Genomic DNA, 20,398 nt, shown 5'->3' with positions numbered 1-20,398 from the left:
GGCCGCGCCCCCGCCCGGCCGATGGCCGACGCGCGAACAGCGGCGCACCCCGGAGCCTCCCGGAGCCCTCATGGCGCAGACCGAAAAGCTCATCCTCGCCTCCGGCTCGCCGCGCCGCGTCGAACTTCTCGCGCAGGCGGGCATCGAAGCCGCGCGCCTGATGCCGATGGATATCGACGAGACGCCGAAGCGTTCCGAGCATCCGCGTTCGCTCGCCCGCCGGCTGTCGACCGGCAAGGCGCAGGCAGCCCTTGCCGCCATCAAGGGCGACCCCGCCCATGCGGGCAGCTACATCCTGGCGGCCGATACGGTCGTCTCTGTCGGCCGGCGCATCCTGCCGAAGACGGAGATGGTCGACGAGGCGTCGAGCGCGCTGCACCTGCTCTCCGGCCGCAGCCACCGCGTCTTCACCGGCGTGTGCCTCATCACGCCGGACCGCACCGTGCGCCAGAAAGTCGTCGACACGAAGGTGCGCTTCAAGCGCCTGTCGACCACCGATATCGAGAACTATCTCGCCTCGGGCCAGTGGCGCGGCAAGGCGGGCGGCTATGCCATCCAGGGCATCGCCGGCAGCTTCGTCGTCAAGCTGGTCGGCTCCTACACGAATGTCGTCGGCCTGCCGCTCTATGAGACGCTGACGCTGCTGTCGGGCGAGGGCTTCGACGTGCATGCCGGCTGGGCGAATGCCTGACATGGCGGGTGAGAACGAGAAAGCCGCGTCCAATGTCGCGCCGCTGCGCAAGGCCGTGCCCTGCCCGATCTGCCGCCGTCCCTCCGCCCGCGAGCATTACCCGTTCTGTTCCGAACGCTGCCGCGATGTGGATCTCAACCGCTGGCTCTCCGGCTCCTATGCCATCCCCGTCGCGGATGACGAAGCCAAGGCCGACGACGAGGATATGTGACGGCTGTCACGAGCGAAAAGCGCAGTCTTTTCCACAGCTTGAAATGCGTCTCAAATTTCCCGCAAAAAACCGGCCTTGGGGCTGGACACATTTTTGCAAGATGCTATAACCCCGCTCGCTCCCGGGGCGAAACCAAGCGCCCCAAGGATTTCCAACGGAAATCCACCCGGATGCCCGGATAGCTCAGTTGGTAGAGCAGCGGATTGAAAATCCGCGTGTCGGTGGTTCAAATCCGCCTCCGGGCACCACTTCAAGCTATTAAGATCATTGAATTTCCATAAGGCTCTTCGGGCCCGTTCGAGCTTGGCATGCGCTCGTACAGCCTGCAAATCGCTCCTTTCCTTCAAGACCCGCGGTGCCTGACCGGCATTGGATCAGCGCAGCTTCAGGACGGTGTGTGTTGCGAACGTGGCGCCGGACGGCCGTATTGCAGCAGCGATGCACCCCAAGCAGCCGTTGTCCTTGTGCACCCCCCGGGCGCCATCCGTGCGTTTCCCGTTGGCGGCTGGCAGGTCAGGGAAGGTTTGGAAGGCAGGGAAATACGATAACGGTCATCACGGCGTTATCGTCCCCCGTTTCCGGAATATGCAGGATACTTGCATGTTAAAACGAAGAACGGCGGCGATGAGGCTATCGACAAGACCGACGAATTTGTGACCTATGTGTTTCGGTTAAAGCAGAGGGTAGGCCATCAATGGATCACGCCTCAGATGCGGTGAACCTGCCTTCGGGTGCCATATACATTCGCGAATTCCTTTCCCGGCAAGAGGAAGGGGCAATCAAAGATCAGCTTGACGCCGGAGAATGGAGCAATACGCTTAAGCGCCGCGTGCGGCATTTTGGCTATCTCTATGACTATAGAGCGCGTGCCGTTTCGGCAGACGCTTATCTAGGTAGGCTACCTCCATGGCTTGAAACGCTTGCAGAACGATTGGTCACGCGGGGCTATTTCGTTGATTTGCCTGACCAAGTGATCGCAAACGAGTATTTGCCGGGTCAAGGCATAAGCGCGCATATCGACTGTGCGCCGTGTTTCGATGATACGATCATTTCGATAAGCCTTTTATCCCAATGCGAGATGGTTTTTCGGGAACGGTCCGGTTCCAGATCAATTGCTGTGGTGCTCCATCCACGTTCAGGCATAGTGCTGAAGGGGGCGAGCCGATATGACTGGACGCACGAAATTCCGGCCCGAAAGTCAGATGTCGTGGACGGTACGAAAGTGGATCGCCGCAGAAGGATATCCCTAACGTTTCGAAAGGTGATCCAGACGACGGGAAAACCTCTCTAAAGTGGTCCTCAGCTCTTAGCGGGTTGAGGACAGCCAACCGCGCGCCCACCCAACCCCCATACTGCTCCTCTTCCTTTTCGAGATCATTTGATGTCCGATGTCGCCCTGAATGTGTTGCCGGTTTTTGCGCTGATCCTGCTGGGGTGGGTTCTGGTGCGGGCGGGGTATCTGCGGGAGGAGTTGGGCGAGGGGCTGGGGGAGTTTGTCTTTCGCGTCGCGGTGCCGGTCCTGTTGTTTCGCACCATTGCGGAGGCGGATTTTGCGGGCGGGGCGCCGTGGCGGATCTGGGTGGCCTATTTTGCTGGCGTGGCGGTTACATGGGCGATCGCGCATCTTGTTGCGACGCTCGGCTTCAGGCGGGACCGGCGGATCGGCGTTCTCGCGGGCGTCTCGGCGGCCTTCGCCAACACCGTGTTCATCGGGCTGCCGCTGGTCTCGCGGGTGGTGGGTGAAGACGGGCTGGTGGCGATCTCCGTGCTATTGTCCGTGCATCTGCCGACCATGATGATCGCCGGCACCGTCCTGATGGAGCGGGCGGAGCGCAAGGAAGGGGTGCGGGAGCCGCAAAGCCTCTCCGCGCTGTTGCTCGGCATCGTCAGGAACCTCGTGCGCAATCCGCTTGTGATCGGCCTTTTCGCCGGCGCGCTGTTCCACACGGGTGGCGTGCCGCTCGTGGGGCCGGTGAAGGTGATGGTGGACCAGGTCGCCGGCATGGCGGCGCCTGCCGCGCTCATGTCGATCGGCATGGCGCTCGTCCGGTACAAGGTCGCCGGCAATGCGCGCATCGCGCTCGCCATGACCGCCTTGAAGCTCCTGCTGCTGCCGGGCTGCGTCTACGTCGCCTGCCGGCTGCTCGGCCTCACGCCGGAATGGACGGCGGCCATGGTGCTCACCGCGTCCGTGCCGACCGGCGTCAATGCCTGGCTGCTCGCCAATCATTTCGGCGTCGGCCATGCGCTCGCCTCCTCGACCATAACGATGACGACGGCGCTCGGCGTCTTCACCGTGTCGTTCTGGGCGTGGCTCCTGGCCTGAGGAGCAGCGGCTGTCGCCGGAAATGAAAAACCCGGCGCGAAGGCCGGGTTTTCGAAGTCTCTGCCAGCGGCTGCCCTTACTGGGCGGCCGGCTGTTCGGTCGTCGTGCTGCCTTCGGCAGGTGCCGCACCCTCGGTCGCCGTGCCGTTGTTGCCTTCGGCCGGCGTCGTGGTGGCGCCTTCGGTGGTCGTGGCCGCGCCGTCCTGCGTTGCGGCAGCGCCGCCCTGGGTCGTGGCGGCTGCGCCATCGGCCGGAGCCGCACCTTCGGTCGTCGCTGCGCCATCCGTTGCGGCGGCGCCGGCATCCGCACCCTCGGCGGCCGGCGTGGGCAGCGGAACCGGGTTGTCGGAGAGCGTGCGCAGATAGGCGATGAGGTTGGCGCGCTCGTCGTCCTTCTTCAGGCCGGCGAAGCCCATGGCGGTGCCCGGGACATGCTTCTTCGGCGCTTCGAGGAAGTAGTTCAGGTGATCATAGTCCCAGACGACCTTGTGGCCTTCGGAGAAGGTGGTCATGCCTGCGGAATAGCTGAAGCCTTCATGCGAAGCGATCGGGCGGTTGACGACATCCCAGAGACCGGGTCCGACCTTGTTCGGGCCGCCCTTCTCCGAGGTGTGACAGCTCGCACACTTCTTGAAAACGGTTTCGCCGGCGGTAGCATCGGCGCTGGCCAGCAGGGTTGCGATCGGAACGGCCGCAGCGGCTTCGCCGCCACCGGCTTCCGCACCGCCGGTTTCCTCGGCGACTATCGTGAAACCTTCCTTCTCGGGCGCGCCCGAATGGAAGATGCCTTCAGAAGCGATCGACACGGACATCAGTACGAATACGGTGCCGAGCAGGGCACCTACGCCCATGTTCACATAAGAGTTCATCCAAACGCTCCCCTAGCAACCGGCGGACGTGACACCGGCCAGTCTTGAAATCGCGCGGAACCTATGTCTTTTGCTGCTTCGTTGCAACAGTGATTGTAGCCCCCGCACTGAGACTTTTTGACACTTTTCCCGGGGGTTTTGAAGGGCCTGAGATGAATCCCGCCAATTTTGACAAGAGCCTCGTGCTCATTCCGGCGCGCATGGCCTCCACGCGGCTTCCGGGCAAGCCGCTGGCCGATATCGCGGGCCTGCCGATGATCGTCCAGGTGGCGCGGCGCGCGGCCGCGGCCGATGTCGGTCGCGTGGTGGTCGCGGTGGATCATCAGGACGTTTTCGAAGCGGTCGTCGCGGCGGGTTTCGAGGCCGTCATGACGCGCGGCGATCACCAGTCCGGCTCCGACCGTATCCACGAGGCGCTGACGGTATGCGATCCGCAGGGCCATGCCGAGATCGTCATCAATGTGCAGGGCGACCTGCCGACCATCGACCCGGATACGATCCGCGCCGCGTTGCGCCCGCTCGAAAACGCCGCCACCGATATCGCGACGCTGACGACGGAAATCCGTGACGAGCACGAGAAGACCAATCCGAACGTCGTGAAGGTCGTGGGTTCGCCGATCGGCGAGAGCCGCCTGCGCGCGCTCTACTTCACCCGGGCGACGGCGCCGCACGGCGCGGGCCCGCTCTTCCACCATATCGGCCTCTATGCCTACCGCCGCAAGGCGCTCGAAACCTTCGTCGCGCTCAAGCCCTCGACGCTGGAAAAGCGGGAATCGCTGGAGCAGCTGCGGGCGCTCGAAGCGGGCATGCGCATCGATGTGGAGATCGTTGACACCGTTCCGCTCGGTGTCGATACTCCCGCCGACCTCGAAAAGGCCCGTGCCATGCTCGCGGCCCACCCCATCTGATACGGATCCCAGCCATGACAACGAAGACCAACAGGATCGCCTTCCAGGGCGAGTACGGCGCCAATTCCGACATGGCCAGCCGGGACATGTTTCCCGACATGGATCCGCTGCCGTGCCAGACGTTCGAGGATGCGTTCCTGGCCGTGGAGAACGGTGACGCCGATCTCGCGATGATCCCGATCGAAAACACGATCGCCGGCCGCGTTGCCGACATCCATCATCTCCTGCCGGAATCGCGCCTGCATATCGTCGGCGAGTATTTCATGCCGATCCGTTTCCAGCTCATGGTGCTGCCGGGCGTGACGAAGGAGGAGGTCCGCACGGTCCACAGCCATATCCATGCGCTGGGCCAGTGCCGCAAGATCGTGCGCCTCAACGGCTGGAAGCCGGTGATCGCCGGCGATACCGCGGGTGCGGCGAAGCTGGTTTCGGAAACCGGCGACCGCTCCATGGCAGCGCTTGCGCCGCGCCTGGCGGCCGATCTCTACGGCCTGTCGATCATTGCCGAGAATGTCGAGGACACGGAAACCAACGTCACGCGCTTCGTGGTGCTCTCACGCGAGGAAAAGCCGGCGGAACGGACGGGCGAGGGCATCATCGTGACGACCTTCGTCTTCAACGTGCGCAACATCCCGGCCGCGCTCTACAAGGCGCTGGGCGGCTTTGCGACGAACGGCATCAACATGACGAAGCTCGAAAGCTACCAGATCGGCGGCAAGTTCATCGCCACGCAGTTCTATGCCGATATCGAAGGGCATCCGGACGAGGCGCATGTGCGCCAGGCGCTCGACGAACTGCGCTACTTCTCTGAAAAAGTGCGCATTCTCGGCACCTATCGTGCCCATCCGATGCGAAGCGCCTTCTAGAATTGACGATCGTCAGGGAGCCCGGAACCGGGCTTCCGCAACGGCATTTCCATCATGAAAGGAGATGCCCATGCGCACGATTACCTATATCACGATCATGGTTTCGATGATGGTGAATGCCGTCGTCTTCGGTGCGGGCGCCATCGCCATCCTGGCGGTGCCGGCCCTTGCCGATCATGCCAAATACCTTCTGCCGGCCTGGATCGCCATCACGTTCCTCGTCAGCCCCGTCATCGCCCGCCTGATGGCGCCGAGGCTGAGGCTGCGCGAGCATCCCGGCGACCGGCCGACCTTCGGCTGGCGCTAGTCCAGCTTCCAGTCCAGCCAGTCGCGCATCAGGCGATGCGCGATGGCGCCCTTCGGCGGGGGTGTCGTGGTGCCCGGTGCCACGCCGGACATCGCGCTGCGCTCGATCATCGCCGCCGTCTCCTCGCGGGTGAACCAGCGGCAATCCTCAAGCTCCTGCTCGTCGCGGCGGATATCGAAGGAGATCGCCTCGCCGTAACAGCCGATCATCAGGGAATGCGGCATGGGCCAGGGCTGCGAGGCGTGGTAGCGCACGCGTCCGACCCTGATGCCCGCTTCCTCGAAGGTCTCGCGGCGCACCGTATGCTCGACCGTCTCGCCGGGCTCCAGGAAGCCGGCAAGGCAGGAATACATGCCTTCCGGGAAATGCGGCGAGCGGCCGAGCAGGCACAGATCCCGCTCCACGTCGATGACCAGCATGATCGCGACGGGGTCGGTGCGCGGAAAGATGATGTGGCCGCAGGCCTCGCAGATCCGGCGGTAGCCGCCGAGTTCCGAGCGCGTCGGCGAACCGCACTTGCCGCAGAAGCGATTGTTCGCATTCCACGTCATCAGGCTGGAAGCCTGGGCGAACTGGCCGAGCAGGTCGTCGTCCAGCATCTGCTGGCGATAGAGTGTCCGGCTGTCCGTCGCCTTCAGCGGTTCCTGCAGCGTATCGGGGTCGGCGCGGACGGGAATGGCCAGACGCGGCTCGCCGTTCTTGAGATAACCCAGCAGGATCGCGTCTTCCGGCACGGGGTCGAGTTCGGCCAGCTCGTAGGGCGCAAACAGCGGATCGATGATCTTCTCGTCGTGCTTGACGACGAGCTTTCCGCTGGCGAGCGCGAAGGCATGGACGTTTTCGGCCTTGAAGGCCTGCTCCAGGCAATCCGGCGCGCGATATTCCGAACGGCGGTCGAGCGTGTTCTCCGCGAAGGCCACCATCGTGCTGGGTTCGGCATGCGGGCGATAGAGATCGAATAGCGAAGGCTTCATGGGTTCAGCGCATCCAGGAGCTTGGCGGAGAGTGCCTTGGCGTCCGCCTCCGCGCGCGGCACGGCCGTGCCGTGGCCCCAGACGGGACCGGGCCAGTTCGGATCACCTTCGCTGCGGGCGATGACATGCACATGAAGCTGGCGCACGATGTTGCCCAGCGCGCCGGTGTTGATCTTCGTTGCGCCGGTAACCTGTTTCAGGGCCTCGGCAACCAGCGTCGTCTCGAAGGTCAGCATGGTCTGGTCGAGCGGCGTGAGATCGAAAATCTCGCTGACATCCGGGCGCTGCGGCACCAGCACCAGCCAGGGCCAGCGGCCGTCCTTCATGAGGCGCAGTTCGCACAGGCCGATCTTCGTCAGAAGGTCGCTGTCGCGCTCCAGCCGTTCGTCGGTTCGAAAATAGCTCATCGGAGTTCTCACGCATGCTTCTTGTTTGGTGATTCATGACACGCAGCGGATTTCCGTCCAACAGTTTTTTATCGGCTCCGCTTGCATTCGGCTGGAATATTGCCGATATGGAGGCCGGGAGGTTGGTGGTGGACGAGCCACTCGCCAACCGGGTCAGGTCCGGAAGGAAGCAGCCCTAACGAGCCCCGGCACGGGTCATCGTGCCAGCCTCCCACCTTTCCGTCCTGTCGGGACAGACGTTCGATTAACGGCAGGGTCGATGAGCGACGAAACGCAAAATCCGTCCACTGAAAAGCCCGCCGCCTATCGCGTGCTTGCGCGAAAGTACCGGCCGAAGGACTTCTCCGACCTCATGGTCGGCCAGGAACCGATGGTCCGCACGCTGACCAACGCCTTCGAGACGGGCCGCATCGCCCAGGCCTACATGCTGACCGGCGTTCGCGGTGTCGGCAAGACGACGACCGCCCGCATCCTCGCCCGCGCGCTCAACTACAAGACATCAGACATCGACAAGCCGACGATCGACCTGCGCGTTCCCGGCGAACATTGCCAGGCGATCATGGAAGGCCGGCATGTCGACGTCATCGAGATGGACGCGGCTTCCCATACCGGTATCGACGATATCAGGGAGATCATCGAGCAGGTGCGCTACCGCCCGGTTTCGGCGCGCTACAAGGTCTATATCATCGACGAAGTGCACATGCTCTCGACGCAGGCCTTCAACGGTCTCTTGAAGACGCTCGAAGAGCCGCCGGAGCATGTGAAGTTCATCTTCGCGACGACCGAAATCCGCAAGGTGCCGATCACCGTCCTGTCGCGCTGCCAACGCTTCGACCTGCGGCGCATCGGCGCCTCCGATCTCGTCGGCCTGTTCACGACCATTCTCGGCAAGGAAGGCGTGGCGTTCGAGCCGGACGCGCTGGCCATGGTCGCCCGTGCCGCCGAAGGCTCCGCGCGCGACGGCCTCTCGCTGCTCGACCAGGCGATCGCCCACGGGGCGGGCCGCGTCGAGGTCGATGCCGTGCGCTCCATGCTCGGCCTTGCCGACCGCGCGCGCATCGTCGATCTCTTCGAGCATATCGTGAAGGGCGATGCGGCAGCGGCTTTGGCCGAGTTCGCCGCGCAATACGAGGCCGGCGCCAGCCCGTCCGTGGTGCTGACCGACCTTGCCGATTTCACCCATCTCGTCACACGCATGAAATATGTGCCCGATGCCACCGGCGACCAGTCGCTGAGCGAGATCGAGCGCGTGCGCGGCGTGGAATTCGCCAACTCCATAGCGGTCACGGCGCTGTCGCGTATATGGCAGATGCTGCTGAAGGGCATTCCCGAGACGGAAGCCTCCAGCCGTCCCGCCGGGGCTGCCGAGATGGTCATCATCCGTCTTGCCCATGCCGCAAACCTTCCCTCGCCGGAAGATGCCGCACGCAGGCTTGCCGAGCTTTCGAGCGGGGACGGCGGCGGCAACGGCGCGCGTGCGCCGCAATCCGGCGGCTATGGCGGGCAACCGTCGGCGCAGGGTTCGGTGTCCGCGGTCGCGCGCCAGCCGGATGCGCCGATGCGCGCCCAGGCGGGCGGCGGAACCGTCACGATGCTGCGCCCGGTGCCGCAGGCCGAATCCGCGCCGCAGCCGGTCGGCCGCGTCGAGACCGCGCCCGCCGAGCAGCCGGCAGCGGCGCCGAAGGTGCCGGTCAAGTCGATCTCCGATATTGCCGACCTCTGCACCAGGAACCGGGACATCAGGCTTCGCGCGCTGGTGCGCGCCTTCATACGGCCCGTGAGCGTCGAAGCGGGCAAGCTCGAAATCAGCCTGACCGACGACGCGCCGAAATCGCTGGTCTCAGAACTGTCGAACCGTCTCCTGGAATGGACCGGCACGCGCTGGCTCGTGATCCTGTCGCGGGAAGCCGGCGGCCCCACGCTGGCCGAGGCCGAGGCGATGGCGCAGGAAGCGCGCGTGGCCGATGCCCGGCAGGACCCTGATGTCGCCGCCATCCTCCAGCGCTTCCCCGGTGCGAAGATCACCGACGTGCGCATCAAGGTGCCGGAGACGGAAGACGAGCCGGAGACCGTCGAGGCCGCCGCCATCGCGGAATCCGCCGAGGGCGATATCCTGCCCGGCGACGATATCGAACATTAAATCAGAGAATCGAGAGGAGAGGCCGATGCGCGACATCATGGGCATGATGGGCAAGGTCAAGGAAATGCAGGCCAAGATGGAGAAGATGCAGGAGGAGATCGCCGCCCTCGAGGTGAACGGCACCTCCGGCGGCGGCCTCGTCTCGGTCACGCTCGACGGCAAGGGCAACCTCAAGGCGCTGAAGATCGACCCTTCGCTGTTCAAGGAAGACGACGTCGAAATCCTGGAAGACCTGATCGTGGCCGCCCATAAGGATGCCAAGGACAAGGCCGAGGCCGAAACCGCCGAGCGCACCAAGGCGTTGACCGCCGGCCTGCCGATCCCGCCCGGCTTCAAGCTGCCGTTCTGATCACGCCTCAGCCGGTCAGCGAGGCACGCAGCTTGTCGCTGATCGGCGCCGCCAGGTAGCGCAGCCTATCCTCTTCGGAAAGGTTGCGCCCATAGGTGCGCAGCAATTCCGGCATGGTGACGGGCTCGCCGTCGAAGGGTGTGTAGGTCGCCGGGTCTCCGGCCTGGATCACGCCGTCGCGCAGCACCCGGCAATAGAAGCCGGGGCGTCCCGCGCTCATGAAGCGCCGTGCGAAGCCGGGATCGCCCATGCGGGCATTGAAGGTCGCGCAGGGCGTGCGCGTCGAGGTCACTTCCAGAAGCACGCTTTCCGTCTCGAAGCGATCGCCGACGCTGATGCTGCGGCTGTCGATGCCCTCGATCACGATGTTTTCGCCGAAGGTGCCGGGCTCGATTGAGCGGCCAAGGTCCTTCGACCACCAGTCGAGATCGACCGAACCCAGGCCATAGACCGCCTGTTCCGGGCCGCCGTGATGCTTGCGGTTGCAGATGGCATCGCCGAGCAGGCCCTCGCGGTCGACGACGATGGCCGCGTCCGTCGGCGTCTTGAAAATGCCGGTCTTGTAGCTTTTGCCGGGAACAGGGCGGGCGACGCCCGTGCATACCGCGAGGATTTTGATCAAGCGTCGATCTCCAAAGATTCCGTTTCCCCGTGATATGGGCTAGATAGCGCCAATGGCAAAACGAGTCACCGGTCCCGAAATCGAAAAACTCATCCAGCTCCTGGCGAAGGTGCCGGGCCTCGGGCCGCGCTCGGCGCGCCGGGCGGCGCTGCATCTCGTCAAGAAGAAGGACCAGCTGCTGGGGCCCCTCGCCGAGGCGATGGGCGAGGCGCATCGCAAGGTGCGCATCTGCTCGTGCTGCGGCAATGTCGATACCAGCGATCCCTGCACCGTCTGCACGGATGTGCGCCGGGATCATGGCATGATCATCGTGGTCGAGGACGTTTCCGACCTCTGGGCGCTGGAGCGCGCCGGCGCGATGAACGCGGCCTATCATGTGCTCGGCGGCACGCTGTCGCCGCTCGACGGCGTTGGCCCTGACGACCTCAACATCCGCGGCCTGGTCGACCGGGTGGCGAAGGGCGGCGTGCGCGAGCTGATCATCGCCGTCAACGCCACCGTCGAGGGCCAGACCACCGCCCATTACATCACCGACCAGCTCGCCGGCCTGGAGGTCAAGATCACGCGGCTTGCCCATGGCGTGCCCGTCGGCGGCGAGCTCGACTATCTCGACGAAGGCACATTGACGGCAGCGCTTCGCGCCCGCACGGCGATCTGAGGAGACCCATTTTGAGCATTCGCAAAGTCTTGAAGGCCTCCGTCGGCATCGTCCTGTTTTCGCTTGCTCTGGCACTGCCTGCAAACGCCGCCTCCAAGGCGGAGGTCGAGAGGATGTTCCGGGTCTGGATCGACAAGGACCTGTGGCCGGCCGCGCAGAAGACCGGCGTCAGCGAAAAGACCTTCCGTGCGGCGATGGAGGGCGTGACCCTCAACTGGGACCTGCCCGATCTCGTGCCGCCCGGCTCGAAACCCACCAAGGAGCAGGCGCAGAGCCAGGCGGAGTTCTCCTCGCCCGGCGCCTATTTTTCCGAAAAGCGCCTGCAGGGGCTTGCGGCGACGGGGCGCGGGCTGGCGAAGACCCATGCGGCGACGCTGCGCAAGATCGAGCAGCGTTTCGGCGTGCCGGGCGAGATCGTCGTTGCGGTCTGGGGCCGCGAATCGGGCTTCGGCAGCGCGAAGATCCCCTATTCGGCCGTCGATGTCCTCGCCACCAAGGCCTTCATGTCGACGCGCAAGGACATGTTCCGCAAGGAGCTGATCGCCGCGCTGCATATCGTCGACGGCGGGGACCGCACGGTCGCGCAACTGAAGGGTTCCTGGGCGGGTGCGCTCGGCCAGCCGCAGTTCATGCCCACCAGCTATCTGCAATATGCCGTCGATTTCGATGGCGACGGCGTGCGCGACATCTGGGGTTCGGTGCCCGACAGCCTCGCTTCCATCGCCAATTATCTGGCGAAGAAGGGCTGGCAGGCGGGCCGCAGCTGGGGCTACGAGGTCTCGATCCCGGCCAGCGCGAGCTGCGCACAGGAAGGGCCCGATCTCGCCAAGCCGATCTCGGCCTGGGCGGCCACCGGCATCACGCGCATTTCCGGCAAGGGCTTTCCCACCGGCGAAAGCAAGGCGTCGGGCATGATGCTCGTGCCGGCCGGCACGCATGGCCCGGAATTCATCGTCACGCCGAACTTCTACGTGCTCAAGGAGTACAACAACTCCGACCTCTACGCGCTCTTCATCGGCAATCTCGCCGACCGCATCGCCTATGGCAGCGGTTCGTTCCAGGGCCAATGGGGCGATGTCGGCAAGATGCTGCGCTCGGACGTGCTGGCCATGCAGAAGGCGCTGGTCGCCAAGGGCTATGACGTCGGCAAGGTGGATGGCCTTCCCGGCTACAAGACGCGCCGTTCGCTCGGCGACTGGCAGGCGAAAAGCGGCCTCAAGCCGACCTGCTATCCCGATGCCTCGCTGAAGACGAAGCTGCGCTGAGCATTTCCAGCCGAAGCGAAATCGCTTCGGCGTCGGATAATGCGACAAGACCCTCCAGCCTCAATGCATCTCGACATTCTGCTTGAAGCGCTCGTATTCGTGCGGAATGATCGTCTGGCGCTCGATCATGCGGTGGACGCGCGGGTCTTCCGCGCCGCGGTGCAGCTGGCGTAACCGCTCGCCGTTGGCGGCATCGGCATGGGTGCGGCGCTGGTTGTGGCGCACATATTCCACCCAGGTCGGAACGTGGTAGGTCTCCGTCCAGATCGTCGGGTTCTCGAGATCGCGCATCAGCGCCCATTGTCCCGCGCCGTCGCGAATGCGGATGCGTCGTCGCTCGGTCATCGTTTCCAGGAACTGCGGTATGTCTTCCTCGGCGATCTCGTAGTCGATCAGGATGACGATGGGGCCGCTGCGGGGCTTCAGGTCGAGCGGCAGGTCCGGCTCGCTGAAGCGGTTGAGTGGATCGACATTGAGGCTTTGCAGTTCGGGCAGCGTGAAACGCAGGCCGATCGCCGCCCCGGCGATCATCGCCACGGCCGAGGCGAGCAGGGCCGCTTCCGCCCCATGGGTGTCGGCGGTCGTGCCCCAGATCCAGCTGCCGGCCGCGATGCCGCCGAAGGTCGTGGTCTGGTAGAGCGAAAGTGCGCGGGCAACGACCCAGCGCGGCGTCGAAAGCTGGACCGTGGTATTGAAGAGCGAAAGCGCCATGACCCAGGACGCGCCTGACAGAAGCAGGACGGCGCCGGTGAGCAGTGCGGAGCCGCTGACGGCACAGACGGACGCGCTGATCGCAAAGCCCGCAAAGGCCATGCGGGCGATGGTTTCGCTCGCAAAGCGTTCGCGCAGCCGCGCGTTCATCAGGGCACCCGCGATGGCGCCAAGCCCGAAACAGCCGAGCAGGATACCGAAGGTCAGCGGCCCGCCCTTGACGAGGTCGCGCGCGATCAGCGGCAGGAGCGACAGGATGGAGCTGGTGGAAAGACCGAAGGCGAAGCCGCGCAGCAGCACCTTGCCGATATTCGGCGACATCGAGACATAGCGCAGGCCCGCAGACACCGCGCGGCCGAAATCCTCACGCGGCAGGGTGCGCGGCGACACGGGCGGCTTCCACCGGAACAGCGCGAAGAGAAGGGCGAAATAGCTGCAGGCATTCACGGCAAAGGCCGCCGCCGCGCCGGCCGCGGCGACGATGGCGCCGCCGATCGCAGGGCCGACGCTGCGGGTCAGGTTGAAGCCCATGCTGTTGAGCGACACGGCGGCGGGCAGGTCCTCGCGCGGCACCATGTCGCCGACCGATGCCTGCCAGGCCGGATTGTTCAGCGCGGTGCCACAGCCGATGAGAAAGGTGAAGGTCAGGAGCAGCCAGGGCGTGATCAGCCCCTGCCAGGCGAAGACCGTCAGCATGACGGAGACGACGAACATGAATGCCTGCGCCGTCAGCATCAGCTTGCGCCGGTCGAAATTGTCGGCAAGCGCGCCGGCCGCGACGGAAAACAGCATGATCGGGAGCGAGGTGGAGGCCTGCACCAGCGCGACCATGTTGGCGGAGGAGGATATCGAGGCCATCATCCAGGCCGCGCCGACCGACTGGATGAGCCCGCCGAAGTTCGAAATCAGGCTCGCTGCCCAGATCACGCGAAACGTCTCATTTCGGAAAGGGGCGAGGGGGGATTTCCGGTCCGGCACGGTGGGTACTCATTCTCGAAGCAGCGTTGGCTAGCAATCTAGTCCATGCGACGAAAGCGGCAAGTCGATGGCTGGAAATAGCTCGCCCACAGGGTCCGCCGTCGCCGACCTTGCATTTGTGACGAACCCGGTCTATATCAGCGTCAAATTCTTGATCGTCAGATGAAGAGTGGGCCCGCGAGGACCCGCTCTTTTTTATTGCCTCGATCAGGCGCATGATAACGACCATCCCGGGAGGGCACGCCATGTCCGACACGACCCAGACGGAAAATGTGGCCATCGAGCCGCGGCTGATCGTCGAAACCGGCCTCGACCGCCGCGTTGCCGACATCATCGAGCCGACCATCGAGCAGATCGGCTACCAGCTGGTGCGCGTGCGCCTGTCGGCGCAGAACGGCGCCACCTTGCAGATCATGTGCGAGCGGCCGGACGGCACCATGACCGTCGAGGACTGCGAGCAGGTCTCGATGGCGGTCTCGCCGGTGCTCGATGTTGAGGACCCGATCGATAAGGCGTATCATCTCGAAGTGTCGTCTCCCGGTATCGACCGGCCGATGGTCCGCAAGTCGGACTTCAAGCGCTGGACCGGGCACCTGCTGAAATGCGAGACGTCGATCCTGGTCGATGGCCGCAAGCGCTTTCGCGGCACGATTACTGCCGCCGACGAGGACGGCTTCACGCTCGACCGGGACCAGCCCGCCGCCGGCGATGCGCCGACGGTCGTCATTCCCTTCACGGCGCTTGCCGAAGGCCGGCTGATCCTGACCGACGAACTGATCCGCGATGCGCTGGCCGCCGACAAGAAGGCCAAGGCCGCGCAGGCCGCCAACCAGAACGACGAAGACGGCGGCGACGAAGAATAATGTGTGAGTGCGCTCCGGCCGAGTGGCGGGGCGGAGAGGACGCAACCGGAGCGGTGTTCCGCTTCAGATAGGTCGGAGGCACAGGCCCCGGCCCGACCATGGAGACCTGAGACAATGGCAGTCAGTGCGAACCGGCTTGAGCTTCTGCAGATCGCGGATGCCGTGGCCCGTGAAAAGGTCATCGACCGCGAGATCGTGCTTGCCGCGATGGCCGACGCCATCCAGAAGGCAGCCCGCTCGCGTTACGGCACGGAATCGAACATCCGCGCCGACATCAATTCCAAGACCGGCGAAATCCGCCTCCAGCGCCTGCTTGAGGTCGTCGAGCACGCCGAGGACTATTCGACCCAGATCCCGCTGGAACTGGCACGCGACCGCAACCCCGACGCCAAGCTCGGCGACTTCATCGCCGACCCGCTGCCGCCGATGGACTTCGGCCGCATCGCCGCCCAGTCGGCCAAGCAGGTCATCGTGCAGAAGGTGCGCGAAGCCGAGCGCGACCGCCAGTTCGACGAATACAAGGACCGCATCGGCGAAATCGTCAACGGCACGGTCAAGCGCGTCGAATATGGCAACGTCATCGTCGATCTCGGCCGTGGCGAAGGCATCATCCGCCGCGACGAGATGATCCCGCGCGAGAACATGCGCTACGGCGACCGCGTCCGCGCCTTCGTCTACGACGTGCGGCGCGAGCAGCGCGGCCCGCAGATCTTCCTGTCGCGGACCCATCCGCAGTTCATGGTGAAGCTCTTCACCATGGAAGTGCCCGAAATCTACGACGGCATCATCCAGATCAAGTCGGTTGCCCGCGACCCGGGTTCGCGCGCCAAGATCGCCGTCATCTCGAACGATTCGTCGATCGATCCGGTCGGCGCCTGTGTCGGTATGCGCGGTTCGCGCGTCCAGGCCGTCGTCGGCGAGCTGCAGGGCGAGAAGATCGACATCATTCCGTGGAGCCAGGATCCGGCTTCCTTCATCGTCAACGCCCTTCAGCCGGCTGAGGTCGCCAAGGTCGTTCTCGACGAAGATGCCGAGCGCATCGAAGTCGTCGTTCCCGACGAGCAGCTGTCGCTGGCCATCGGCCGCCGCGGCCAGAACGTCCGTCTTGCCTCGCAGCTGACCGGCTGGGACATCGACATCCTGACGGAAGCCGAAGAGTCCGAGCGTCGCCAGAAGGAATTCAACGAGCGCACCAACCTCTTCATGGAAGCGCTCGACGTGGATGAGATGGTCGGCCAGGTTCTGGCCTCCGAAGGCTTCGCCGCCGTCGAGGAACTCGCCTACGTCGATCTCGACGAAATCGCCTCGATCGACGGCTTCGACGAAGACACGGCCCAGGAACTCCAGACCCGCGCCCGCGAGCATCTCGACGGCCTCGAGGCCGAGATGGATGCCAAGCGCAAGGAACTCGGCGTTTCCGACGACCTGCGCCAGATCGACGGCATGACGAGCCAGATGCTCGTTGCGCTGGGCGAAGACGGTATCAAGACGATGGAAGACTTCGCAGGCTGCGCCGCAGACGATCTCGTCGGCTGGACCGAGCGCAAGGATGGCGAGACGAAGAAGTTCGAGGGCCTGTTCTCGAAGTTCGAGGTTTCCCGCGCCGAGGCCGAAGCGATGATCGTTCAGGCCCGTCTGGCGGCCGGCTGGATCACGCAGGAGGATCTCGCCGCCGAGGAAGAAGAAGTCGTCGAGGGCGGTGAAGAGGACGCCTGATCGGCGTCTTCCACGTTGGCATGCCGCCCGCTGATTTTGCATAGCGGTTTGCGTTGACAAGAGCGGAAACCTATATGGGCAGGAAAGACGAGGACGGCGTGAACGACCGCATGTGCATCGTGACGCGCGAAAAGGGCGAGGCGGATGATCTGATCCGCTTTGTCCTGGGCCCGGACGGCAGCGTCGTTCCGGATCTCAAGCGTCAACTTCCCGGACGCGGATGCTGGGTGAAGGCAGAACGGGCGATCGTCGACAAGGCGGTCGCCAGAAAGCTTTTCGGGCGTGCGTTGAAGGCGGAGGCGAAGGCCGCGCCGGAACTCGGCGCGGAAGTGGACAGGCTGATCGCGGCCCAGCTCGGCGGCATGATGAACATGGCGCGCAAGGCCGGACAGTTCATCACAGGCTCCTCCAAGGTCGATCAGGCGGTTCGCGCTCTGGCGGCATTGGCCGTCTTCCACGCGACGGATGCGGCGGCGGACGGGGTGCGAAAGATTGACCAGGCGAGGAAGGCCGCAAGCTTCCTTACCGATGACGAAACGGAAATTCCCTCCTTCAGGCTCTTCTCCGAGAGCGAATTGGAGGGGCTTTTGGGCCAGAATGCGTTTATCCATGCCGCAGCGCTTGCAGGGCAGGCGGGTGAGGGTGTAGTGAAGCGCGCAATCATGCTCGAAAAATATCGGGGCGACAGCCTGATGATGACAAAAGGTGGCGCTGGCCAGACGAACCAATGACGCGGTTACCGGCATTCGGCCGGCCGAATTCGCATTGGGTGAACACAATTGAACGACGGGGTCTGGTGATACGCATCCGGCCCTGATCTTAGGAACGGAACGGAATGACCGACAACGAAGACGACAAGACGATCAGTGTGGCTGGCAAGAAGACCCTGAGCCTGAAGCCCTCGGGGGTTCAGCAGGGAACCGTGCGCCAGGACATGGGTCGTGGCCGCACGAAGGCCGTCGTGGTCGAGACCCGCACCAAGCGCCATTTCAGCCGCCCGGGCGAAGACCGCCAGGCGTCGGCGCCTGTCACGCCCGTGCAGCGCCAGCCCGAACCTCAGCAGACGCGTCCCGCGCCGCAGCAGTCGCGGCCGGTCCAGCAGCAGCCTTCGCGTTCGGCCGAGCAGAGCCGTCCGCGTGTCGGCGTCGTGCTGAACCAGCTTTCGCCCGATGAGGTCGAGGCCCGCCGCCGCGCGCTTGCCGAAGCCCAGATCCGCGATGCCGCCGAAGCGCGCCAGCGCGCCGAGGACGAGGCCCGCCGCAAGGTCGAGGAAGAAGCCCGCCGCAAGGCTGAGGAAGAAGCCCGCATCCAGCGCGAGAAGGAAGAGGCCGAGCGCCGCGCCAACGAGGCCGCCGCACCCGCGCCCGAACCGGAAGTCGTCGAACCGCAGCCGGTCGCACGCGCTGCTGCTCCCGCTGCTGCCGAAACGCGTCCGCAGCCGGGCCGCGTGCCCGTTGCCGCGCCGGCCGGAGTTCCCGGTCGTGGTCGCCGCGATGCGGACGACGATGACGACAAGCGTCCGCGTGGCGGCGTGCCCGCCAACCGCGGCGCCATCAAGCGTCCCGAGCCGGCCAAGGCTCCGGCCCGTCCGAAGTCCGACGACGGCCGCCGCCAGGGCAAGCTGACGCTCACCACCGCTTCGACGGACGAGGACGGCTCGCAGCGCGGCCGCTCGCTGTCGGCGATGCGTCGCCGCCAGGAGAAGTTCAAGCGCAGCCAGATGCAGGAAACCCGCGAGAAGGTCATGCGCGAGGTCATCCTGCCGGAAACCATCACCATTCAGGAACTGTCGCAGCGCATGTCCGAACGCGCCGTCGACGTCATCAAGTACCTGATGAAGGAAGGGCAGATGATGAAGCCCGGCGATCTGATCGACGCCGACCTGGCTGAACTCATCGCGGGCGAATTCGGCCACACCGTCAAGCGCGTTTCGGAATCCGACGTCGAAGAAGGCATCTTCAACGTCACCGACGATGCCGGCGATCTGCAAAGCCGTCCGCCGATCGTGACCATCATGGGTCACGTCGACCACGGCAAGACCTCGCTGCTCGATGCCATCCGCCAGGCCAACACGGTCGCCGGCGAAGCCGGTGGCATCACGCAGCATATCGGCGCCTACCAGGTCGAGCACAACGGTCACAAGATCACCTTCATCGACACCCCCGGCCACGCCGCGTTCACCGCCATGCGTGCCCGTGGTGCGCAGGCGACGGATATCGCGATCCTCGTGGTCGCCGCCGACGACAGCGTGATGCCGCAGACGATCGAGTCCATCAACCACGCCAAGGCGGCCGGCGTGCCGATCATCGTGGCGATCAACAAGATCGACAAGCACGAAGCCGACCCGCAGAAGGTGCGCAACCAGCTCCTCCAGCACGAGGTCTTCGTCGAATCCATGGGCGGTGAAACGCTCGACGTGGAAGTGTCGGCCAAGAACCGCCTCAACCTCGACAAGCTGCTCGAAGCCGTCCTGCTGCAGGCCGAAATCCTCGACCTCAAGGCGAACCCGAACCGCACGGCCGAAGGCGTCGTCGTCGAAGCCCAGCTGGATCGCGGCCGCGGCGCCGTTGCAACCGTGCTGGTTCAGACCGGTACGCTGAAGCCCGGCCAGATCCTGGTCGCAGGCGATCAGTGGGGCCGCGTGCGTGCGCTGGTCAACGACAAGGGCGAGCACGTCAAGGAAGCCGGTCCGTCCATGCCGGTCGAGGTGCTTGGCCTGTCCGGCACGCCGGCCGCCGGTGACAAGTTCGCCGTCGTCGAGAACGAGAGCCGCGCCCGCGAGATCTCCGAATACCGCCAGCGCCTCGCCCGCGAGAAGCAGGTGGCGCGTCAGGCCGGTTCGCGCGGTTCGCTCGAGCAGATGATGAGCCAGCTGCAGAACACGGGCCTCAAGGAGTTCCCGCTGCTCATCAAGGGCGACGTGCAGGGCTCGATCGAAGCCATTGCCGGCGCGCTCGACAAGCTGGGCACGGACGAAGTGCGCGTGCGCATCGTGCATTCGGGTGCCGGCGCCATCACCGAGTCGGACATTTCGCTCGCCGAAGCGTCCAATGCCGCGATCATCGGCTTCAACGTCCGTGCGAATGCCCAGGCACGCACGGCGGCCGAACGCGCCGGTCTCGAAATCCGCTACTACAACATCATCTACGATCTGGTGGATGACGTGAAGGCGGCGATGTCGGGCCTGCTCTCGCCGGAGCGTCGCGAAACCTTCCTCGGCAATGCCGAGATCCTCGAGGTGTTCAACATCACGAAGGTCGGCAAGGTCGCGGGTTGCCGCGTCATCGAAGGCAAGGTCGAGCGTGGTGCCGGCGTGCGCCTCGTGCGCGACAACGTCGTCATCCATGAAGGCAAGCTCAAGACCCTCAAGCGCTTCAAGGACGAAGTCGCCGAAGTGCCGATGGGCCAGGAATGCGGCATGGCCTTCGAGAACTACGAGGACATCCGCGCGGGCGACACGATCGAGTGCTTCCGCGTGGAGCACATCACCCGCACGCTGTAAGCGTCCGGCGATCCCAATATCGTGCGAGCGCCGGAC

The 20,398-nt window shown here is 64.8% G+C and carries 20 protein-coding genes, 1 tRNA gene and 1 other RNA gene; 17 read left to right on the top strand and 5 right to left on the bottom strand.

Going from position 1 to position 20,398, the window contains the following annotated elements:
- Nucleotides 1-70: 70 nt before the first annotated feature.
- The 5 genes from GR158_RS04070 (at nt 71) to GR158_RS04050 (ending at nt 3,228) form a co-directional block, all read left to right on the top strand.
- The gene (locus GR158_RS04070; RefSeq protein WP_160870094.1) at nt 71-691 is read left to right on the top strand and encodes a Maf-like protein; all 621 of its coding nucleotides are present in this window, start codon (nt 71-73) and stop codon (nt 689-691) included.
- 1 nt (nt 692) lies between these two features.
- The gene (yacG, locus tag GR158_RS04065) at nt 693-902 is read left to right on the top strand and encodes a DNA gyrase inhibitor YacG (RefSeq protein ID WP_134650876.1); all 210 of its coding nucleotides are present in this window, start codon (nt 693-695) and stop codon (nt 900-902) included.
- Nucleotides 903-1,074: 172 nt separating this feature from the next.
- A tRNA-Phe gene (locus GR158_RS04060) sits at nt 1,075-1,150 on the top strand.
- A gap of 446 nt (nt 1,151-1,596) precedes the next feature.
- A complete protein-coding gene (locus GR158_RS04055) occupies nt 1,597-2,193 on the top strand; it encodes an alpha-ketoglutarate-dependent dioxygenase AlkB (RefSeq protein ID WP_160870093.1) in 597 nt (198 codons plus the stop codon).
- A gap of 90 nt (nt 2,194-2,283) precedes the next feature.
- Entirely contained in the window at nt 2,284-3,228 is a 945-nt protein-coding gene (locus GR158_RS04050; RefSeq protein ID WP_160870092.1) for an AEC family transporter, read from the top strand.
- Between the two features lie 76 nt (nt 3,229-3,304).
- Here the strand turns inward: GR158_RS04050 and GR158_RS04045 are convergent, their stop codons facing one another.
- Entirely contained in the window at nt 3,305-4,096 is a 792-nt protein-coding gene (locus tag GR158_RS04045) for a cytochrome c family protein (RefSeq protein ID WP_160870091.1), read from the bottom strand.
- Nucleotides 4,097-4,248: 152 nt separating this feature from the next.
- Here GR158_RS04045 and GR158_RS04040 point away from each other — a divergent pair, with 152 nt between their 5' ends.
- From GR158_RS04040 to GR158_RS04030, 3 genes are all read left to right on the top strand, one after another.
- Nucleotides 4,249-5,004, top strand: a complete 756-nt coding sequence (locus GR158_RS04040) for a 3-deoxy-manno-octulosonate cytidylyltransferase (RefSeq protein WP_160870090.1) — start codon at nt 4,249-4,251, stop codon at nt 5,002-5,004.
- 14 nt (nt 5,005-5,018) lie between these two features.
- Nucleotides 5,019-5,870 carry a prephenate dehydratase gene (locus GR158_RS04035; protein WP_160870089.1) on the top strand — a complete coding sequence of 284 codons (852 nt, stop codon included), beginning with the start codon at nt 5,019-5,021 and terminating at the stop codon, nt 5,868-5,870.
- Nucleotides 5,871-5,940: 70 nt separating this feature from the next.
- Nucleotides 5,941-6,177 carry a hypothetical protein gene (locus GR158_RS04030; RefSeq protein ID WP_134649606.1) on the top strand — a complete coding sequence of 79 codons (237 nt, stop codon included), beginning with the start codon at nt 5,941-5,943 and terminating at the stop codon, nt 6,175-6,177.
- Here the strand turns inward: GR158_RS04030 and nudC are convergent.
- Together nudC and GR158_RS04020 are read right to left on the bottom strand one after the other, a co-directional pair.
- The gene (gene nudC / locus GR158_RS04025; RefSeq protein ID WP_134649607.1) at nt 6,174-7,151 is read right to left on the bottom strand and encodes an NAD(+) diphosphatase; all 978 of its coding nucleotides are present in this window, start codon (nt 7,149-7,151) and stop codon (nt 6,174-6,176) included. The two genes, GR158_RS04030 and nudC, sit on opposite strands and share 4 nt — an antisense overlap.
- Nucleotides 7,148-7,558 (bottom strand): HIT domain-containing protein, encoded by a 411-nt coding sequence (locus tag GR158_RS04020; protein WP_160870088.1) that lies wholly within the window; start codon nt 7,556-7,558, stop codon nt 7,148-7,150. Before GR158_RS04020 ends, nudC begins: the two co-directional genes overlap by 4 nt.
- A 117-nt stretch (nt 7,559-7,675) precedes the next feature.
- Here GR158_RS04020 and ffs point away from each other — a divergent pair.
- From ffs to GR158_RS04005, 3 genes are all read left to right on the top strand, one after another.
- An RNA gene (ffs, locus tag GR158_RS04015) (signal recognition particle sRNA small type) lies at nt 7,676-7,773 on the top strand.
- Nucleotides 7,774-7,817: 44 nt separating this feature from the next.
- Nucleotides 7,818-9,698 carry a DNA polymerase III subunit gamma/tau gene (locus GR158_RS04010; protein ID WP_160870087.1) on the top strand — a complete coding sequence of 627 codons (1,881 nt, stop codon included), beginning with the start codon at nt 7,818-7,820 and terminating at the stop codon, nt 9,696-9,698.
- Nucleotides 9,699-9,723: 25 nt separating this feature from the next.
- Nucleotides 9,724-10,047: a YbaB/EbfC family nucleoid-associated protein gene (locus GR158_RS04005; protein WP_134649610.1), complete on the top strand. Its 324-nt coding sequence runs from the start codon at nt 9,724-9,726 to the stop codon at nt 10,045-10,047.
- A gap of 7 nt (nt 10,048-10,054) precedes the next feature.
- Here the strand turns inward: GR158_RS04005 and GR158_RS04000 are convergent, their stop codons facing one another.
- Nucleotides 10,055-10,666 (bottom strand): MOSC domain-containing protein, encoded by a 612-nt coding sequence (locus GR158_RS04000; protein WP_160870284.1) that lies wholly within the window; start codon nt 10,664-10,666, stop codon nt 10,055-10,057.
- A 55-nt stretch (nt 10,667-10,721) separates the two neighbouring features.
- On the opposite strand from GR158_RS04000, the gene recR reads away from it, so the two are divergent.
- Nucleotides 10,722-11,327, top strand: a complete 606-nt coding sequence (recR, locus tag GR158_RS03995; protein ID WP_134649611.1) for a recombination mediator RecR — start codon at nt 10,722-10,724, stop codon at nt 11,325-11,327.
- Nucleotides 11,328-11,338: 11 nt separating this feature from the next.
- The gene (locus tag GR158_RS03990; protein WP_371731609.1) at nt 11,339-12,592 is read left to right on the top strand and encodes a lytic murein transglycosylase; all 1,254 of its coding nucleotides are present in this window, start codon (nt 11,339-11,341) and stop codon (nt 12,590-12,592) included.
- Between the two features lie 60 nt (nt 12,593-12,652).
- Here the strand turns inward: GR158_RS03990 and GR158_RS03985 are convergent, their stop codons facing one another.
- Nucleotides 12,653-14,281 carry an MFS transporter gene (locus tag GR158_RS03985; protein ID WP_134649612.1) on the bottom strand — a complete coding sequence of 543 codons (1,629 nt, stop codon included), beginning with the start codon at nt 14,279-14,281 and terminating at the stop codon, nt 12,653-12,655.
- A 245-nt stretch (nt 14,282-14,526) separates the two neighbouring features.
- Between GR158_RS03985 and rimP the strand changes: the two genes are divergently transcribed.
- The 4 genes from rimP (at nt 14,527) to infB (ending at nt 20,362) form a co-directional block, all read left to right on the top strand.
- Entirely contained in the window at nt 14,527-15,144 is a 618-nt protein-coding gene (gene rimP, locus GR158_RS03980; RefSeq protein ID WP_134649613.1) for a ribosome maturation factor RimP, read from the top strand.
- Nucleotides 15,145-15,258: 114 nt separating this feature from the next.
- Nucleotides 15,259-16,860 carry a transcription termination factor NusA gene (nusA, locus tag GR158_RS03975; RefSeq protein ID WP_160870086.1) on the top strand — a complete coding sequence of 534 codons (1,602 nt, stop codon included), beginning with the start codon at nt 15,259-15,261 and terminating at the stop codon, nt 16,858-16,860.
- 74 nt (nt 16,861-16,934) lie between these two features.
- Nucleotides 16,935-17,591 (top strand): RNA-binding protein, encoded by a 657-nt coding sequence (locus GR158_RS03970; protein WP_134649615.1) that lies wholly within the window; start codon nt 16,935-16,937, stop codon nt 17,589-17,591.
- Between the two features lie 104 nt (nt 17,592-17,695).
- The gene (infB, locus tag GR158_RS03965) at nt 17,696-20,362 is read left to right on the top strand and encodes a translation initiation factor IF-2 (RefSeq protein ID WP_134649616.1); all 2,667 of its coding nucleotides are present in this window, start codon (nt 17,696-17,698) and stop codon (nt 20,360-20,362) included.
- Nucleotides 20,363-20,398: the final 36 nt, after the last annotated feature.

It is taken from the genome of Shinella sp. AETb1-6 (genome assembly GCF_009826875.1).
Classification (GTDB): domain Bacteria; phylum Pseudomonadota; class Alphaproteobacteria; order Rhizobiales; family Rhizobiaceae; genus Shinella; species Shinella sumterensis.
This window is presented reverse-complemented; position numbering and strand designations above follow the sequence as displayed.

Excerpts from the sequence above, each read along its gene's own strand:
- GR158_RS04070 (WP_160870094.1), top strand. The coding sequence starts at position 71 with ATGGCGCAGACCGAAAAGCTCATCCTCGCCTCCGGCTCGCCGCGCCGC.
- yacG (WP_134650876.1), top strand. The coding sequence starts at position 693 with ATGGCGGGTGAGAACGAGAAAGCCGCGTCCAATGTCGCGCCGCTGCGC.
- GR158_RS04055 (WP_160870093.1), top strand. The coding sequence starts at position 1,597 with ATGGATCACGCCTCAGATGCGGTGAACCTGCCTTCGGGTGCCATATAC.
- GR158_RS04050 (WP_160870092.1), top strand. The coding sequence starts at position 2,284 with ATGTCCGATGTCGCCCTGAATGTGTTGCCGGTTTTTGCGCTGATCCTG.
- GR158_RS04045 (WP_160870091.1), bottom strand. The coding sequence starts at position 4,096 with ATGAACTCTTATGTGAACATGGGCGTAGGTGCCCTGCTCGGCACCGTA.
- GR158_RS04040 (WP_160870090.1), top strand. The coding sequence starts at position 4,249 with ATGAATCCCGCCAATTTTGACAAGAGCCTCGTGCTCATTCCGGCGCGC.
- GR158_RS04035 (WP_160870089.1), top strand. The coding sequence starts at position 5,019 with ATGACAACGAAGACCAACAGGATCGCCTTCCAGGGCGAGTACGGCGCC.
- GR158_RS04030 (WP_134649606.1), top strand. The coding sequence starts at position 5,941 with ATGCGCACGATTACCTATATCACGATCATGGTTTCGATGATGGTGAAT.
- nudC (WP_134649607.1), bottom strand. The coding sequence starts at position 7,151 with ATGAAGCCTTCGCTATTCGATCTCTATCGCCCGCATGCCGAACCCAGC.
- GR158_RS04020 (WP_160870088.1), bottom strand. The coding sequence starts at position 7,558 with ATGAGCTATTTTCGAACCGACGAACGGCTGGAGCGCGACAGCGACCTT.
- GR158_RS04010 (WP_160870087.1), top strand. The coding sequence starts at position 7,818 with ATGAGCGACGAAACGCAAAATCCGTCCACTGAAAAGCCCGCCGCCTAT.
- GR158_RS04005 (WP_134649610.1), top strand. The coding sequence starts at position 9,724 with ATGCGCGACATCATGGGCATGATGGGCAAGGTCAAGGAAATGCAGGCC.
- recR (WP_134649611.1), top strand. The coding sequence starts at position 10,722 with ATGGCAAAACGAGTCACCGGTCCCGAAATCGAAAAACTCATCCAGCTC.
- rimP (WP_134649613.1), top strand. The coding sequence starts at position 14,527 with ATGTCCGACACGACCCAGACGGAAAATGTGGCCATCGAGCCGCGGCTG.
- nusA (WP_160870086.1), top strand. The coding sequence starts at position 15,259 with ATGGCAGTCAGTGCGAACCGGCTTGAGCTTCTGCAGATCGCGGATGCC.
- GR158_RS03970 (WP_134649615.1), top strand. The coding sequence starts at position 16,935 with ATGGGCAGGAAAGACGAGGACGGCGTGAACGACCGCATGTGCATCGTG.
- infB (WP_134649616.1), top strand. The coding sequence starts at position 17,696 with ATGACCGACAACGAAGACGACAAGACGATCAGTGTGGCTGGCAAGAAG.